Source organism: Peptostreptococcus sp. D1 (assembly GCF_900112955.1).
In the GTDB taxonomy this organism is placed as follows: domain Bacteria; phylum Bacillota; class Clostridia; order Peptostreptococcales; family Peptostreptococcaceae; genus Peptostreptococcus.
The window spans coordinates 14,474-30,631 of sequence record NZ_FONP01000003.1; the positions used below are offsets into that span (position 1 = coordinate 14,474).

16 protein-coding genes are annotated in these 16,158 nt (G+C 33.7%); 11 read left to right on the forward strand and 5 right to left on the reverse strand.

The window, feature by feature from the left end; translation table 11 throughout:
* Positions 1 to 75 precede the first annotated feature (75 nt).
* The 5 genes from BM120_RS03835 to BM120_RS03855 form a co-directional block, all read right to left on the reverse strand.
* On the reverse strand, positions 76 to 1,380 hold the full coding sequence (locus BM120_RS03835) for a dihydroorotase (protein WP_091993424.1): 1,305 nt from the start codon (positions 1,378 to 1,380) through the stop codon (positions 76 to 78).
* Positions 1,381 to 1,516: 136 nt separating this feature from the next.
* Entirely contained in the window at positions 1,517 to 2,767 is a 1,251-nt protein-coding gene (locus BM120_RS03840) for an ABC transporter permease (protein WP_091993426.1), read from the reverse strand.
* On the reverse strand, positions 2,764 to 3,444 hold the full coding sequence (locus tag BM120_RS03845; protein WP_091993427.1) for an ABC transporter ATP-binding protein: 681 nt from the start codon (positions 3,442 to 3,444) through the stop codon (positions 2,764 to 2,766). The genes BM120_RS03840 and BM120_RS03845 overlap by 4 nt, the downstream gene beginning before the upstream one ends.
* A gap of 15 nt (positions 3,445 to 3,459) precedes the next feature.
* Positions 3,460 to 4,587, reverse strand: a complete 1,128-nt coding sequence (locus tag BM120_RS03850) for an efflux RND transporter periplasmic adaptor subunit (protein ID WP_091993429.1) — start codon at positions 4,585 to 4,587, stop codon at positions 3,460 to 3,462.
* A gap of 446 nt (positions 4,588 to 5,033) precedes the next feature.
* Positions 5,034 to 5,888 (reverse strand): sulfurtransferase, encoded by an 855-nt coding sequence (locus tag BM120_RS03855; protein ID WP_091993431.1) that lies wholly within the window; start codon positions 5,886 to 5,888, stop codon positions 5,034 to 5,036.
* 415 nt (positions 5,889 to 6,303) lie between these two features.
* Between BM120_RS03855 and BM120_RS03860 the strand changes: the two genes are divergently transcribed.
* From BM120_RS03860 to ispH, 11 genes are all read left to right on the forward strand, one after another.
* On the forward strand, positions 6,304 to 7,197 hold the full coding sequence (locus tag BM120_RS03860) for a sulfide/dihydroorotate dehydrogenase-like FAD/NAD-binding protein (protein WP_091993432.1): 894 nt from the start codon (positions 6,304 to 6,306) through the stop codon (positions 7,195 to 7,197).
* On the forward strand, positions 7,197 to 8,588 hold the full coding sequence (gltA, locus tag BM120_RS03865; protein WP_091993434.1) for an NADPH-dependent glutamate synthase: 1,392 nt from the start codon (positions 7,197 to 7,199) through the stop codon (positions 8,586 to 8,588). The genes BM120_RS03860 and gltA overlap by 1 nt, the downstream gene beginning before the upstream one ends.
* Positions 8,589 to 8,781: 193 nt before the next feature.
* The gene (locus BM120_RS03870) at positions 8,782 to 9,480 is read left to right on the forward strand and encodes a tetratricopeptide repeat protein (RefSeq protein ID WP_091993435.1); all 699 of its coding nucleotides are present in this window, start codon (positions 8,782 to 8,784) and stop codon (positions 9,478 to 9,480) included.
* An 81-nt stretch (positions 9,481 to 9,561) separates the two neighbouring features.
* On the forward strand, positions 9,562 to 10,284 hold the full coding sequence (locus BM120_RS03875; RefSeq protein WP_091993437.1) for a pseudouridine synthase: 723 nt from the start codon (positions 9,562 to 9,564) through the stop codon (positions 10,282 to 10,284).
* Between the two features lie 27 nt (positions 10,285 to 10,311).
* The gene (locus tag BM120_RS03880) at positions 10,312 to 10,872 is read left to right on the forward strand and encodes a tRNA 5-(aminomethyl)-2-thiouridylate-methyltransferase MnmM (protein WP_091993438.1); all 561 of its coding nucleotides are present in this window, start codon (positions 10,312 to 10,314) and stop codon (positions 10,870 to 10,872) included.
* Between the two features lie 121 nt (positions 10,873 to 10,993).
* Positions 10,994 to 11,869 carry a MurR/RpiR family transcriptional regulator gene (locus BM120_RS03885; RefSeq protein WP_091993440.1) on the forward strand — a complete coding sequence of 292 codons (876 nt, stop codon included), beginning with the start codon at positions 10,994 to 10,996 and terminating at the stop codon, positions 11,867 to 11,869.
* 67 nt (positions 11,870 to 11,936) lie between these two features.
* On the forward strand, positions 11,937 to 12,590 hold the full coding sequence (locus BM120_RS03890; protein ID WP_091993442.1) for a histidine phosphatase family protein: 654 nt from the start codon (positions 11,937 to 11,939) through the stop codon (positions 12,588 to 12,590).
* A gap of 2 nt (positions 12,591 to 12,592) precedes the next feature.
* Positions 12,593 to 13,876, forward strand: a complete 1,284-nt coding sequence (locus BM120_RS03895) for a BaiN/RdsA family NAD(P)/FAD-dependent oxidoreductase (protein WP_091993443.1) — start codon at positions 12,593 to 12,595, stop codon at positions 13,874 to 13,876.
* 127 nt (positions 13,877 to 14,003) lie between these two features.
* Positions 14,004 to 14,669: a (d)CMP kinase gene (gene cmk, locus BM120_RS03900; protein ID WP_242941555.1), complete on the forward strand. Its 666-nt coding sequence runs from the start codon at positions 14,004 to 14,006 to the stop codon at positions 14,667 to 14,669.
* 2 nt (positions 14,670 to 14,671) lie between these two features.
* Positions 14,672 to 15,292, forward strand: a complete 621-nt coding sequence (locus tag BM120_RS03905; protein WP_091993445.1) for a lysophospholipid acyltransferase family protein — start codon at positions 14,672 to 14,674, stop codon at positions 15,290 to 15,292.
* A 1-nt stretch (position 15,293) separates the two neighbouring features.
* The gene (ispH, locus tag BM120_RS03910) at positions 15,294 to 16,157 is read left to right on the forward strand and encodes a 4-hydroxy-3-methylbut-2-enyl diphosphate reductase (protein ID WP_091993447.1); all 864 of its coding nucleotides are present in this window, start codon (positions 15,294 to 15,296) and stop codon (positions 16,155 to 16,157) included.
* The last annotated feature ends 1 nt before the right edge of the window (position 16,158 follow it).

Below are 16,158 nucleotides of genomic sequence, written 5' to 3' on the forward strand. Positions count from 1 at the left end.
AAATATGCTCCATATTCTTTTTAATATAGATTAGTATAGGATGATGGAGCATATTTTTATTTTTTGATGCTCGTATTATTCGGCAAATACTATTTTTCCATTACAAATTGTGTATTTTATTTTTCCAAACAATTGCCTTCCAATGAAAGGTGAGTTTGATGATTTTGAATGAAATTTTTCAACTGTAAACAGCTCATCTTTATTGAAAATACAAATATCAGCAGTTTTACCAATACTGATATCTCCTTTGCCAAGCTTATATATTTTTGATGGATTAACAGTAAATTTAGCTAATATTTGACTTAAAGAAAGATGTCCTTTTTTCTCTAACTCCGTAATAGCAAGTGCAAGTGCAGTTTCGAGTCCAATTATACCACTAGGGGCTTTTGAAAATTCAACATTTTTCTCATTGTACGAATGTGGTGCATGATCAGTTGCAATTATTTCAATAGTGCCATCCTTCAATCCCTCTATTATTTTTTTCTTGTCATAGGCAGTTCTTAAAGGAGGATTCATTTTTGCCAGAGCTCCATGTTCGATTATAGCTTCCTCTGTCAGTGTAAAGTGATGAGGTGTTACCTCTGCGATTACATTTGCACCCATTGATTTTATATATCTTATAAAATCAACTGAATTACCAGAGCTAATATGCTGTATTACTATTCTTGCTCCAGTGTTTAATGCGAGAATACAGTCTCTAGCAACCATTACATCCTCAGATTCACGTGGGGCACCACTTATTTTTAATTCTTTAGAAATCACGCCATCGTTAATGCCATGAGTAGAGATAAGGCTGTTATCTTCCTCGTGAAGGGCTATTATCGTATCTAATTCTTTTGCCTTCAACATAGCTTCCTTCAATATTTTTGTACTCATTATCGGAACACCATCGTTAGTAAAGCCTATAGCACCATTTTTGTGTAAACTATCCATGTCAACTAACTTATCTTTGAAATCATGTGTGAGTGCTGATTCCTGTAATACATTGATTTTTGCATTTTTTGCCTTGTTGTAGACATAGTTTAAGGCTTCTACAGAGTCTACCTTGGGATTTGTGTTCGCCATCATGACAACTGTTGTAAAGCCACCAGCAGCAGCAGCGTTTGCACCACTAATTATATCTTCCTTATGAGTGAATCCAGGATCTCTAAAGTGAACATGAGTATCTATTAAACCGGGTGAAACAATACAGTCTGAGGCATCTAATTCTTTAAAATTTGCTCCATCATTTTTTATTACATCCTTTACTTTCATGATGTCGATGTTTTTTGCTATTTCACTCACTTTACCATCGACAATTAGAAGGTCAGATACAGAATCGAGTTCTGTAGCAGGGTTTATAATTCTTCCGTTTTTTATTAGCAAAATATTTTTCGCCATGCTTTCCTCCTCAAAAAAATAAATCCATATGATAAAATTCGATTGAATTTAATATTATACTATCGAAATTTATATTGTCTTATAAAAAGAGATTAATTCTAAAGTAGAATTAATCTCTTTAATTAACATAAAAGCTTTATTTGTAAATTATCTTAACCGGATCGACCTTTGATGCCTTTAGTGCTGGCACCAAACCGAATATTATTCCAGTTAACACGATTGCTATAAAAGCGTATAGGAAGGTGTTGATGCTAGGAATTGGTTTAAACGGAAGAACGTTCTTAGAATAAATTGTAACGGCATAGCCTACAATAACTCCGAGAGCACCACCACAAGTAGTAATGAATACTGATTCTATTAAGAACTGGAATAGAATAGATCTAGGCTTTGCTCCAAGAGCTCTTCTAATACCTATTTCCTTACTTCTTTCCATAACAGAGACATACATAATATTCATTATACCAACACCACCTACGACCATAGCAATAATCGTAATTAGTTTAACTGTTTTATCGATTCCTTTTGTCATCTCTTCAGTAGATTTTTGAATACTAGATCTATCTTGAACTTTATATTCTCCCATTATATTAGGATGAAGAGATATTAATTCTGAAACTACGGAATCTGAAACATCGTTTATTTCAAACCCTTCCGCAACAGTTACGATAACCTGGTTGATAGAAGAGTTGTTGGCAATTTTTCCGGCTATTATATTGAACGAACGCTCAGGCACTACAGATGAGGATGAAGATGTATCGAATTGAGTTCTTTTTTTGAATCCCTTTTCAACAGGATCGTACACGACATCACCGTCAAGTATGCCAACGACTTCATATGTCAAGCCTTTAATGGTAACACCTTTTCCAATAGGATTTTCATCCTCAAACATATCTTTAACCACATTGCTTTCAAGTACAATAACTCTTTTTCCATCATCAGCAGGAGTCAAAGCTCTCCCTTTTGTGACCTTGTATTTGGCCTCAGTAGAGGAGATAAATGAACCTGCTCCAGTTTTATCAAAATATGATATGTCAGAATAAACATCATTTGATGTGCTGAAAGTAGGAGTTCGAGAAACATATTTATCTGAAGTCTCTATTTTTTCAACTCCATCCAAGGTCTTTAATATTTGGATATCAGAAGTATTGAATGGATCAAACAAGATCTGATTTGTTTTATATGCATCATCAGATGGTTCAAAATATATTATTGCCGCTCTAGGAGCTACAGCTTTAAAGGATTGCTTAAAAACAGCACTCATTGCATTACCCATAGAGCTTACAAATACAACAGATGTTATACCTATAATTATCCAAATGAATGCAATTGCCAATCTCAATTTGTGACCCTTCAAATTGGCTAGGGAATTTTTTATTAATGTAATCATATTTTATCCCCCTTAACAAAGCATCCATCTTTGAGTGTGACAACTCTGGATGCATATTTTGTCATATCAAGGTCATGTGTAACCATGATAATAGTAGTACCAGATTTATTAAGGTCAGATAATAGACCCATTATGTCTAGACCAGTTTCACTATCCAACGCACCTGTAGGTTCATCAGCAAAAATCAGTTTTGGATTGTTTACCAAGGCTCTAGCTATTGCAATTCTTTGCTGTTGACCTCCGGACAGATGATTTGGAAAACTATTTGCTTTATCGGATAAACCAACATCCTCAAGTCTTTTTTCAACAAGCAGTTTTCTTTGGTTCTTATCCTTCATTCCGGCATAAATCAGCGGAATTTCGATATTTTGGAAAACAGTCAAGGTCTCAATTAGGTTAAATTGTTGAAAAACATACCCAACATAGTTAGCCCTGTATTGTGATCTCATATTCTCCTTCAAACCACTAACGTCATTACCATCAAAATAGTATTTACCCTCGTCTAAGGTATCCAAAAAACCCAATATGTTTAGTAGGGTAGTCTTACCGCTACCAGATTTACCCATAATCATCAGAAATTCACCAGCTTCGATTTCAAGGTTTAAGTTTTTTAGTACATGAAGCTTATCCTTCCCTACTTTATAGTACTTCTGTACATTATCTAAAATGATTTGCATACTGTCACCCTCTAACTACATTTCTTCAGCTTTGTCATCTGCTTTGGCGTCCTCTTTATCTTCACCAGCCGCTGAATTAACAGGTGCAGGATCGCCTTCCTTCATTTGTAGAGTAGGGTTCTTTATTATTACATCATTTTGATTTAAATCTCCAGTTACAACGGAATAGTTATTACCCTCCGAAATAACTTCAATATTTACTTTTTTTAATATACCTTCAATGTTAGCTAATACATAAACTTCTTCTCCAGAATTCAGGATTGCAGAGCTCGGTATTTTATGTTTGTCAGAGTTTACCTCTATAGTGGCCTGAGTATGGTATCCATCTACTACACCTTCTTGAGTGTCGAATGCTAGAACAACATTATAAAATGATAGAGAACCAGTATCCTGTGTAGAGCCTGAAGGCTGAGTAGCACTTGCAGGTCTATCGGAAATATAGCTAATTCTTCCTTTTAAAGTATCACCAGTGGAAAGAACAGTTACGTCAGCAGTCATATCTTTGCTAATCTTTGAAAGGTCTTGCTCACTTATTTGACCATTCATTACATAGTCAGTTGTTTGAACCGTCATCAAAGAGCCGCTCGTTGCAGAAGCTTCAGTTGATGATCCTGCTGATGTGTGAAGATATACTTTTCCATCAAAAGGAGCTTTTACCTTTGTATAAGCCTTTGCATTTGCAGCAGAAAGATTTGTATTTAAAGTTGATATTTGATTATTTATAGATACAATTCCAACATCTCCAGTTTGAAGAGTTGATTTTTCTCTAATTAGATTGCTGATTTGGGTCTTTATAGACGCAATTTCTTGGATAGCAGCCTCATCCTTTACTATATATAATACATCTCCAGTCTTTACGCTTTGTCCATTGCTGACTCTTATGTCAGGTGTGGTACCATTTGCTGGTCCCATGATTTCCTTGCTTTGCTTTGGAACAACTAGACCATTAATAAATATTTTTTCGTTTTCAGGTATTACATAGGTTTGAACAACTGGAACTTTTTCCTTGTTATGACTGTTGTAAATTATTCCAACACCAACAGCTACAATAATCAAGACGGCTGCAGCACCAACATAAATTTGAATTTTTCTGTTTGTTTTAAATTTTTCCCAGCCTTCTTGCAGTTTAACTTTTAAAGACATCTTGTTTCCTCCCGATTTATATTAATTGCATTATCAAAGTGAAAATTATGATTGATGACAATACAAATGTATCATTCATTTCATTATAAAGCCAATGCATATCCAACCAATAAGGCATAACAGCAGTGGCTAAAAGTATCAAATCAACATATTGATAACAAGTGCAGATGACCTGATAAAATGATTTGCTAAATGATTTGAATTTTGAAATATAATCCCCCCATAAAATACAATGATTTTATTTTCATTTTCACATATTATATTTTACCCTAAATGCAAGGCAAAATCAATATTATATATAAAAACAACCACTATTTTTTTAAAATAATGGTTGTTTCGAAATAGATTTGATTAAAAATTCAAATTATGCATAAAATATAGCATAAATTTTTTCATAAAAAATGTGGTGCCTCTATATCTAGTATCCAGAGGCAAAATACAGCAGATTATTCCTCGCCTGTCATTACCTCGTTTTCATCATAGCTTATCCAATCTGAAAAGCTACCAGGGTAAATCTTATAGTCTATTCCAAGTTTATCCAGTGCTAGAGCATTCACCATCAACGATATACCTGAGCCACAATATACAATCTTTTCCTTGTCATTAAAAAGTGAAGAGAAATGTTCTTTTAGAAATTCATCTGATTTAAAAGAGCTGTTTCTCATATCATCTATATTTAGAATATCCATAAAAAAGAAATTTTTTGCACTTGGAATGTGACCTGCAACCTTGTCGACTGGTTCTTCAAGACCAAGATATCTTGGATTTGATCTTGAGTCAATCAATATAGTATTTTCGTCATACAGTTTTGATTTGACGTAATTCATATTTACAATCATATCATTTTTTAAATTCAAATCTAAATCCTGCTTGGATTTTGTTGGAATATTTTCCTTAGATTCAATTTCACCACCATTATGAATATAAGCAGTGATACCACCATCTAATGCTCTTGCGTTGTCAAAACCTATACTATTAAGCTGATATACTAATCTTCCGGCTCCTTGTAAATCGCCATCATCGTAGGTGATTACAGTAGTGTCATTATCTATTCCAAATGATTTGATAATTTCCACAAATCTTTCTACTTTAGTGAATGGATGTCGACCGCCATGAATACTTGGCTTTTCCGCAAGATCATTTTCTATGTCAACTAAAAAAGCACCTTTAATATGTGATTTTTTGTAGGAATCAATACCATAAGTTTTATTCATAAGATCGAATCTACAATCTAAAATTACATATTTTTTTTCTGAATTTAATAATTCGAAAAGCTCGTCAACACTTATAAGTTTTTTCATAAAAGCACCTCCATAACTTATATTCAAAAAAATTATACCTAAATTATTGTAACGAATATATTTATGAATATAATTATATCATACTTTTTATAAAATGTATCTCAAATTACAATAAAGTCTAAATGATAGGAATGAATTTTAATTAGCATTTTTTGCAATAGTATCCAAAATAGAAAATTTAATTTCAAAAAAAATAATAATTAATTTGTTATAAAAAACTATAAAAAAACTAAATTTTGTTGTATAATTATGTTAACTTATTTTACTTATTTATTTAAATGTCTCTAAACCGTCATCGTGAATATGCGGATTTTTGTGTTGTTATGAAAATTAGCGTTATACTGATGGGTAAATTGACATTATTTTTGGATACTAACTAATTTAACTAATGAATTATTTAAGGGGGATGGTTGTAATGAGCTATAAAATAGTAGATAAGAAACAGCTTAATGAGGTTGTTTACTTAATGGATATTGAAGCTCCAAGAGTGGCTAAGTCAGCTAAGCCAGGTCAATTTATCATCGTGATAATAGACCAAAAAGGTGAAAGAATTCCTTTGACAATTGCTGATTACGATGTGGAAAAAGGAACAGTAACTATCGTATTCCAAATTGTTGGTGATTCTAGTAAGAAACTATCAAGGCTTGAAATTGGCGATAGCATCAAGGATTTCGTTGGTCCTCTAGGTAGACCGAGCGATTTTGTTGATGAAGATATCGAAGCAATCAAAAAGAAAAGCATAATATTTATAGCTGGTGGTGTTGGTGCTGCTCCAGTATATCCGCAGGTTAAGTGGATGCATGAAAACGGTATTGATGTTGATGTTATCATAGGTGCGAGATCAAAGGATATAGTAATATTTGAAGAAAAAATGAGAGCTGTTGCAAAAAATGTATATATGTGTACAGATGATGGTTCTTATGGATTCCATGGTAATGTAACAATGCTTCTTGATGATCTTGTAAATAATCAAGGTAAACAATATGATGAAGCGATAGTAATAGGTCCTATGATAATGATGAAATTTGCTTGCTTGGCAACTAAGAAATTGAATATACCTACGATTGTCAGCTTAAATACAATTATGGTTGATGGTACAGGTATGTGTGGTGCTTGTAGAGTTAGTGTCGGAGATGATATTAAATTTGCTTGTGTTGATGGTCCAGAATTCGATGGTTGGTTAGTTGATTTTGATGAAGCGATGAAGAGACAGACTATGTTCAAAACTGAAGAGGGAAGAAAATCATTGAGAAAGAGTGATGGAGACACACATTCAAATCCAAACTGTAAGATAGGAGGATCTCACTAATGGCTATTAATCCAGTAAAGGTTCCTGTAAGAGAACAAGAAGCAAAGGTAAGAGCTACAAACTTTGAAGAGGTTTGCTATGGTTATAATGCTGAAGAAGCGATGGAAGAAGCTAAAAGATGTCTAAATTGTAAAAATCCAAAATGTGTTCAGGGATGTCCTGTTAGCATAAGTATTCCAGAATTTATCCAAGAAGTAAAGGCTGGTGAATTTGAAAAAGCTGCAAAAGTAATAGCTAAGAGCAGCTCTCTACCGGCAGTATGTGGTCGTGTATGTCCTCAGGAAACACAGTGTGAGGGTGTATGTGTTGTTGGTATTAAGGGAGATCCAGTTTCTATTGGTAAGTTAGAAAGATTTGTAGCTGACTGGTCAAGAGAAAATAACATAGATTTGACTGGTGATATTGAAAAGAATGGTATTAAAGTTGGAATAGTTGGCTCTGGTCCTGCAGGTCTTGCTTGCGCCGGCGACCTTGCAAAATTAGGCTATGATGTTACGGTTTTTGAAGCTTTCCACGAATCAGGCGGTGTTTTAACTTATGGAATACCTGAGTTCAGATTACCAAAAGAAAAAGTTGTTAATTATGAAATCGATTCAATTAGAAAATTAGGTGTTAAGATAGAAAATAACGTTATTGTTGGTAGAACGATAACAATCGATGAAATGATCGAAGAAGAAGGCTTTAAAGCTGTATTCATAGGCTCTGGGGCAGGTCTTCCATCTTTTATGGGGATTCCGGGTGAAAACGCCAATGGAGTATTGTCTGCAAATGAATTTTTAACGAGAGTAAATCTGATGAAGGCTTATATTGATGACTACGATACTCCAATTAGAGTTGGTAAGCACGTGGCAGTTGTCGGTGGTGGCAATGTTGCCATGGATGCTGCTAGAACTGCACTTCGTCTTGGTGCAGATACTCATATTGTATATAGAAGAAGTGAGGAAGAATTGCCAGCGAGAGTGGAAGAAGTACATCATGCAAAGGAAGAAGGAATTATCTTCGACTTACTAACAAATCCAAAAGAAATTCATGTTGATGAAAATGGAAATGTTTGTGGTTTAACTTGTGTAAAAATGGAGCTTGGTGAACCAGATGATTCTGGAAGAAGAAGACCGGTTGAAGTTCCTGGCTCTGAATTCAGAATTGACGTTGATATGGTTATCATGTCACTTGGTACGAAGCCAAATCCACTTATTGCTTCAACTACTCCTGGTCTTGATGTAGATAAGAGAAGATGTATAGTTGCAGATGAGGATGGATTGACATCTCTTGAAGGTATATATGCCGGTGGAGATACTGTTACTGGTGCTGCTACAGTTATTTCTGCAATGGGTGCTGGTAGAGTTGCGGCAGCTGCAATGCATAAATATTTAAAAGAAAAATATCTTTAAGTATTCAGAGGAAGCTTAGAGTTTAATATGAATGAATTTAGGGTGTTAGTTTGAAATGATTTTTTATAATTTCGAATTGACACCCTTAATTTAGTCCCATTTTTATACAAACCTTTACTAAATAAGGCTTTTGTGTTATAATTAATAAACGATTTTATTTTGTTTAATTACCTTGCAGGAGGTTTGATGGGATATGAAAAAGAGTTTTATTTTAGGTTTAATAGTTACATTCTCAATTTCTTTAGTTGGCTGTGGTTTTAATGAATCAGGACAGCTTATGAGTGATGCAAGGACTTTTATTGAAAAGGCTGAATATGATAAAGCCATGGATAATTTGTCAAAGGTGCTTCAGGAAGACGAAACAAATGTTGAAGCTAGAGGGATGTACTATCAGGCTATGAAATTACAGAAAGCCGATAGGGCGAAATATAGAAAAGATTATGAACAAGAAATAAAAGAGCTACAGGATTTAATAAATGATAATCAAGGCTCTGCAAAAATTAGAAGTCAAGCAGAAGAAAAATTAGACTTGGCTCAAAAGGCATTCAAGAGTCAGAGGAATGCGTCTATTACGAGAAAAGAAAACGCAAAAAAAACTGCTGAAGAAAACAAATCAAAGTATGCTACAAGCTCTATCTATGGGCGAAAATATACACAGAATACATATAACAGTAGTAGAAATTCTAGCTCATCGGGTAGTGGTAAAACTACAACAGGCAATACCGGAGGCTATGGAGCCGCTGGAAATAGTGGATCATCGACTAATATGGGAGCTGGAAATGGTGGATACGGCTCTGGAAGCTTGAATGGGAATGGTACAACAGGAGGTACGACTAGTTCTAGTAATACCGGTGGTGGCTCCTATACAGGCGGATCTTCGTCTGAAAATTAATAGTGAGAAAAAGACTATTTCGTTTTTTCGGGATAGTCTTGTTTAATGTTTAGTATTAAAGCTTTGATAAACGGAGGTAATATGAGAATTAATAAGTTTTTATCCAATTCTGGAGTTGCATCGAGAAGGAAATCAGATGAAATGATTTCTCAGGGGAGAGTGAAAATAAATGGTAAGGTTGTTGTAAATCTTGGTACTATAGTAGATATTGATAATGATGTTGTAGAGGTTGATGGAAAGAATGTTGATATAAAAAAAAATCAAAAAGTGTATATTTTATTAAATAAGCCTGCTGGATATATTACAACAGCAAAAGAACAATTTGGAAGGAAAAGCGTTATGGATCTGGTTTCAGATATAAAAGAACGTGTTTATCCAGTGGGAAGGCTTGATTATGAAACAGGTGGTCTGCTATTGTTAACGAATGATGGTGATTTGACATATGCGTTGACCCACCCAAAGCACGAGTTTGAGAAAATATATATTGCATCGGTTAGAGGAAAGCTTTCGGAGAATGGGATTAATGATTTTAAGAATGGTTTGGAAATAGAAAACTATGTCACTTCTAGGGCAAAGATAAGGGTGTTAAAATATGACTCTGACAAAAATTATTCAGTATGCAAGGTGGGGATACATGAAGGGCATAATAGACAGATTAGAAAAATGTTCGACAAAATAGGAAACCCAGTTATGAATTTGAAGAGAGTACAGCTTGGGAAAATAAGGCTGGATGATTTGGAAATAGGAAAATATAGGCACCTTAAAGCATCAGAAATTGAATATTTAAAAAAATTTTGCAAATAATTTTAGCTGGGAGGATTGTGTTCTATTATGAATGATTTTAATAATGTCAATTCAGTAATAAAGTTAATTATTGGGTTGAAAGTAAAAGAAAATAGTATAGTTTTGGATTGTACTGTTGGAAATGGGAATGACACAGAATATCTATCATCGTATTTGGGGGATAAAGGATTTATTTATGGATTTGATATTCAACAGAATGCAATTGAAGCTACCAAAACTAGATTGTCATCAATAGGCTTTGAAAACTATCAATTGTTTTTTGATGGGCATGAAAACATCGACAAGCATATTAAAGAAGAAATTGATTTTGCAGTATATAATCTCGGATATCTACCAAAATCAGATCATATGATAATTACCAAGTCAGAAACGACAATACAATCGATATCAAAGGCTATGGATTTGCTGAGCATTGGAGGCTGCATATGTGTAGCCAGCTATATTTCTCATGACAATGGTGTGGAATATCATAATATAAAAAAATTTTTGAAATCTGTGGACCAACAACATTTCAACGTTGCTGAAATGGATTTTGTCAATCAGAAAAATTTTCCAGCACATCTTTTTATTATTGAGAAAAGAAATTAAATAAAGTTAAAATTTGTCAACCATAATATTTTTGTATTGATTGAATGTAATTGATATATTTAGTATAATATTATGTAGTGATAAACAGATACTAAATTTTAGCAAATAGAGGTGTAGTAATATGGACAAACAGGCTCATGACATGGAGTGCAATGGTCTAATAAAAATAATTAAAGACAATTATAAAATGATGAGTAAAGGACAAAAATTACTGGCGAAATATACTCTTGAAAATTACTCAAAGGTCGCTTTTATGACAGCATCAAAGCTTGGTGAAACTGTGGGTGTGAGTGAATCGACGGTCGTTAGATTTGCAAATGCGTTGGGATATAGTGGTTATCCGAAATTTCAGGATGCTCTTCAGGAATTGATTAAGACTAAACTCACTACCGTTGAAAGGGTTGAAATATCAAATAAGGATTATTCTACGGATAGTTTAATACTAGAAAAAGTATTAAAGGATGATATTGATAATATAAAGGAAACGTTGGATTATCTGTCAGAGGATACGTATGAGCAAGCTGTAAATGCAATTTTTTCTGCGAGAAAGGTGTATATTATGGGGCTTAGAAGCTCGATTTATGTGGCCAAGTACCTTGGATATTATTTGAGCTACATTTTGGATGATGTAAAGATAATTAGGATGGATATGGGCGATCCGGTAGAGCAGATGATAAAAATTGGAGAAGGAGATGTGTTTATTTCTATAAGTTTTCCTAGGTACTCTAAAAAGACACTTCAGGTTGTAAACTTTGCAAGGGGAAGAGGTGCGAAGGTAATAGCCATTACAGATAGTCACAATGCCCCTATTTCGAAGGTATCTGATGTAGTAGTCACTGTTAAGAATAATATTATATCTTTTATTGACTCTCTTGTTCCGGCTTTCAGTGTAGCAAATGCACTTGTGATAGGTGTAGCTATGAGAGAAAAGGACGATATCAAGTCATATTTTAATGAGCTAGAAAATATTTGGAAAGAATTTGAGATATTTGAATAGAAGAATACTTGAATAGTAAACCTAATATGGATTCGTATTGGGTTTATTGTTTTGAAAGGAGAAAGAAATGAACAACACGTATTATTTGGTGAGGCATGGTGAAACTGAATGGAATACAATGGGTAGGACACAAGGGCATGGAGACTCACCATTGACAGAGCTGGGGATAGTGCAGGCTGAAAATGCTGCTATTGCTCTTAGTAAATTTCCTATAGATATGATATATTGTAGTGATTTGGGGAGAGCAGTTCAGACAGCTGAAATAATAGGTAAAAAACTCAATAAAGAGGTTATCGCAACAGAATCTCTTAGGGAAATGGGGTTTGGCGAATGGGAAGGCATGAAAATAAAAAATATTCAAGAAAAATTTCCTGCAATGTTTGGAATTTGGAGAAATAGTCCAGATAGATTGGATATTAAGGGTGCTGAAAATCTATTTATTGTAAAAGAAAGACAGGATAAATTGATTGAAGAGTTGAATGAAAAATACTCGGATAAGCATATTCTTTTAGTTTCACATTCTGTGACAGTTAGAGTTATGCTGTTGAGTTTTTTGGACTCTCACGTGAGAAATATATACAGAATCAAGCAGGATAACACTGCGATAAATATTGTTGAAAGCAGAAGCTATGGTCCTGTAATCATAAAGATGAACGATACAAAGCATCTGTCTGATCTTAATATAAAATCATCTCCTGATGTGAAAAGTGCGTTGGAATAGTTATGAACGATAATATATATGATTTGATTGTGGTTGGTGGTGGACCAGCAGGCATAATGACAGCATTGACGGCAAAAGAAAAAAATCCTGACTTTAAGGTTTGTTTGTTAGAGTCTCAAGGCTCAATCGGTAAAAAACTATCTATAACAGGTGGTGGCAGATGTAATTTCACAAGCTCCATTGATATTTCAGATTTTTTTGAGCATATTGTCAGGAACAATAAATTTTTGTATTCTTCATTGTATAGCTTTACGAATCATGACTTAATTGAATTTATTAAAAAATTAGGGTTTAGCTATATGATTGAGAAAAAAACTTCAAAGGTTTATTTAGAAGGAAAAAAAGCTGCTGATTTTTCTAAAGCACTGTATTTTAGATTGAGGAATTTGGACATTGATATTTTTACAAACACGGAAGTAAAGGGCTTTGATTTAGTAAAGAAGGACAAGGCTTCTGATTCAAAAAATTATCTTTATGAAATTTCATCAGGAAGCAAAAAATATTTTTCAAGAAACGTGGCTCTGGCAACTGGAGGAAAAAGCTACCCTCAGCTAGGGTCTAATGGAAAATTTTTTGAAATTCTAAGAAAAAAAGGGATAGAGATTGAAAAAACAGTTCAAGCCCTTTCACCAATATTGATTAAAGAGAGCTATTTTAAAGATATTCCTGGAGTTTCTCTTCAAGACATATGCATTTCTGCAAAGAAACTAGATGGAAAAAAGAAGAGTGTAAAATCAATTTTTGGTGACATAGTATTTACTCACAAGGGGATTGGAGGTCCAGCTGCTTTAAAAATTTCGTCATATATTAACAGAAATACAAAGGAGTATTTTTTGGAGGTTGATTTTATACCTGATATGAGCAGAGAAGAAATTAGAGATTTGATTTTGAAAAGTAGAAATAAGACATTATTTGGAATTATGAAAAAAAAACTTCCTTCGAATTTTTTAAGAGCCGTTTTGATAAATTGTGAGTCGGTATCTGAAAGTAATTTCAGCTTTACTGCTGAAAAAGCCGCCAATATATCTAATTATGAAATTGAAATATTTATTGATTTTCTGAAATGCTGTGTTTTTTCACCACTTTCTCTTGAGAAAATGGAATGCTCTACGATAACTTCAGGTGGAGTATCCACCAAAGAAATTGACTCAAGTACGATGGAATTAAAAAAATTTCCAAGGCTATTTGTCGTTGGTGAAATGATTGATGTCGATGCACTTACTGGTGGCTTTAATTTACAGATTGCATTTTCTACGGGCTATTTGGCTGGTATTAACGTGTATTAGTATCGATAATATAGTTACCTATCGTATGATTATTATGATTAGTATAGTTTAAATAAAGATATATTTAATAGTATAAATAAGTGAAAACAGCAGTATGATGTTTTTTGATTTAGAGAGGAGAACAGATTTGTCTAATACTGATAAGAACATTGTGATAGCAATAGATGGACCAGCAGGAGCTGGAAAGAGTACAGTCGCAAAGCAGATTTCCAGAATCTTAAATATTAATTATATTGATACTGGAGCAATGTATAGAGCAATTACTTACAAATGTATAAAGAATGGCTTGGATTTGGAGGATGAAAAATCAGTCGTTGATTTATGCAAAAATACAGCTTTGAAATTTGAAAGCAACTCAATTTTTATTGATGGACAATGTGTGGATGACGATATTAGGACCCTGCAGGTGAGCTCAAAAGTTTCTTATGTAGCTTGTATACCAGGTGTAAGATGTCATCTTGTCGAGCTGCAAAGAGAAATGGGAAAAGCTGATAGTGTAGTGTTGGATGGAAGAGATGTTGGGACTCAGATCTTTCCAAACACAAAATACAAATACTATTTAAATGCTGCAGTGGAAACAAGGGCAAAGAGAAGATATGATGAGCTGGTATTGAAGGGTGTCAAAGCAGAATTTGAGAGGGTTGTTGAAGATGTCAGAAGCAGAGATAAGATTGATTCCACAAGGGAGATATCTCCATTGATAAAGGCAAGCGATGCAATAGAGATTGATTCAACGAATATGACAATTGAAGAGGTTGTTGATTTTATAGTAAATGATGTTAGAGGTAAATAATAATGAGCTTTTATAAATTTGTAGTAGGTGTGTTGTCTTTTCTATCAAAAATTCTGTATAGAGTTGAAATAATTGGAGAAGAGAATATACCGTCAGAAGGTAATTTGATTATAATTGCGAATCATAAACACTTTTTAGATCCGGTTTTTATGTTGATCGCAGTGAAAAATAGAAAAATAATTCCGGTAGCAAAGCAAGAATTGTTTTCAGTTCCAATTTTAAGATTATTTATGAAAAAGGTAGGAGCAATTCCAGTTAATAGAGATAATCCAAGTATTTCTACTTTTAGAGCTGTATTGTCTGAGATTAAATCCGGAAATGTACTTGGTATTTTCCCGGAAGGTACAAGAGCAGGTACATACGATTTTCTTACTCCAAAGTCTGGAACAACAATGTTTTCACTAAAAACAAAATCCGATATTATCCCAATGAGTATAATATCGACGTTTAGACTTTTTTCAAAGGTGAAGGTGGTAATAGGTGAAACTATTGATATGTCGCAGTATTACAACAGGAAAGTGGATAAAGCTGAATATCAGGGGATTGTTCAAGAATGCTTTGATGTAGTTGTCAAAAATTATAAGGACAATATGGGAGGTATTATTCCTGAAAGGACAGAATAGTATGAAGAAAATAATTTTGGCAGAACATGCTGGTTATTGCTTTGGGGTTAAAAGAGCAATGAAGCTGGCTTGGAATGAACTCGAAAACAAGGAAAATAAAAAAATATTTGCCTTAGGTCCTCTTATTCATAATAAGCAGGCAGTTGAAAAATATGAACAAAAAGGACTGATTACTATAAATGATATAGAGGATATTGACCTAAGGAATGTAAATCCAAAAGAGGTTATTATAAGATCTCATGGTGTGGCAAAGGAAGTATACGATCAGGCGAGTGAAAAAAAACTAGATATAGTCGACACGACATGTCCCTTTGTCAAAAAAATACATGAATTGGCAAAAGAAAGTTACAAAAAAGGAAAAAGGTTAATTCTGATAGGAGACAAAAATCACCCTGAAGTAATTGGGATAAATGGATGGTGTAACAATGAAGCGATTATCATCAAAGAACTAAAAGAGCTATTTGACGTTGAATTGGATTCTAGTGTTGAATATGTAATTGTTTCACAAACTACAATGAACGAGAGAGAATTTGACGTTATTATAGATTATTTAAAGGATAAGAATATAAATATGGTAGTGAATAATACCATATGCTCTGCTACGAAGGTAAGGCAGCAGTCAGCAAGAGAAATATCAAATAAAGTGGATTTGATGATTGTAATAGGTGGAAAACACAGCTCCAACACACAAAAATTAGTGTCTATATGTAAGGAGTCAGTTAATACTATTGCAATAGAAACAAAGGTAGATTTAATTGACGTTGATCTTAGAGAGTATGATGTAATTGGTGTAACTGCTGGAGCGTCAACTCCTGATTGGATCATTGAGGAAACTATTGAGTATATTGAGAATGGAGTGATATAGT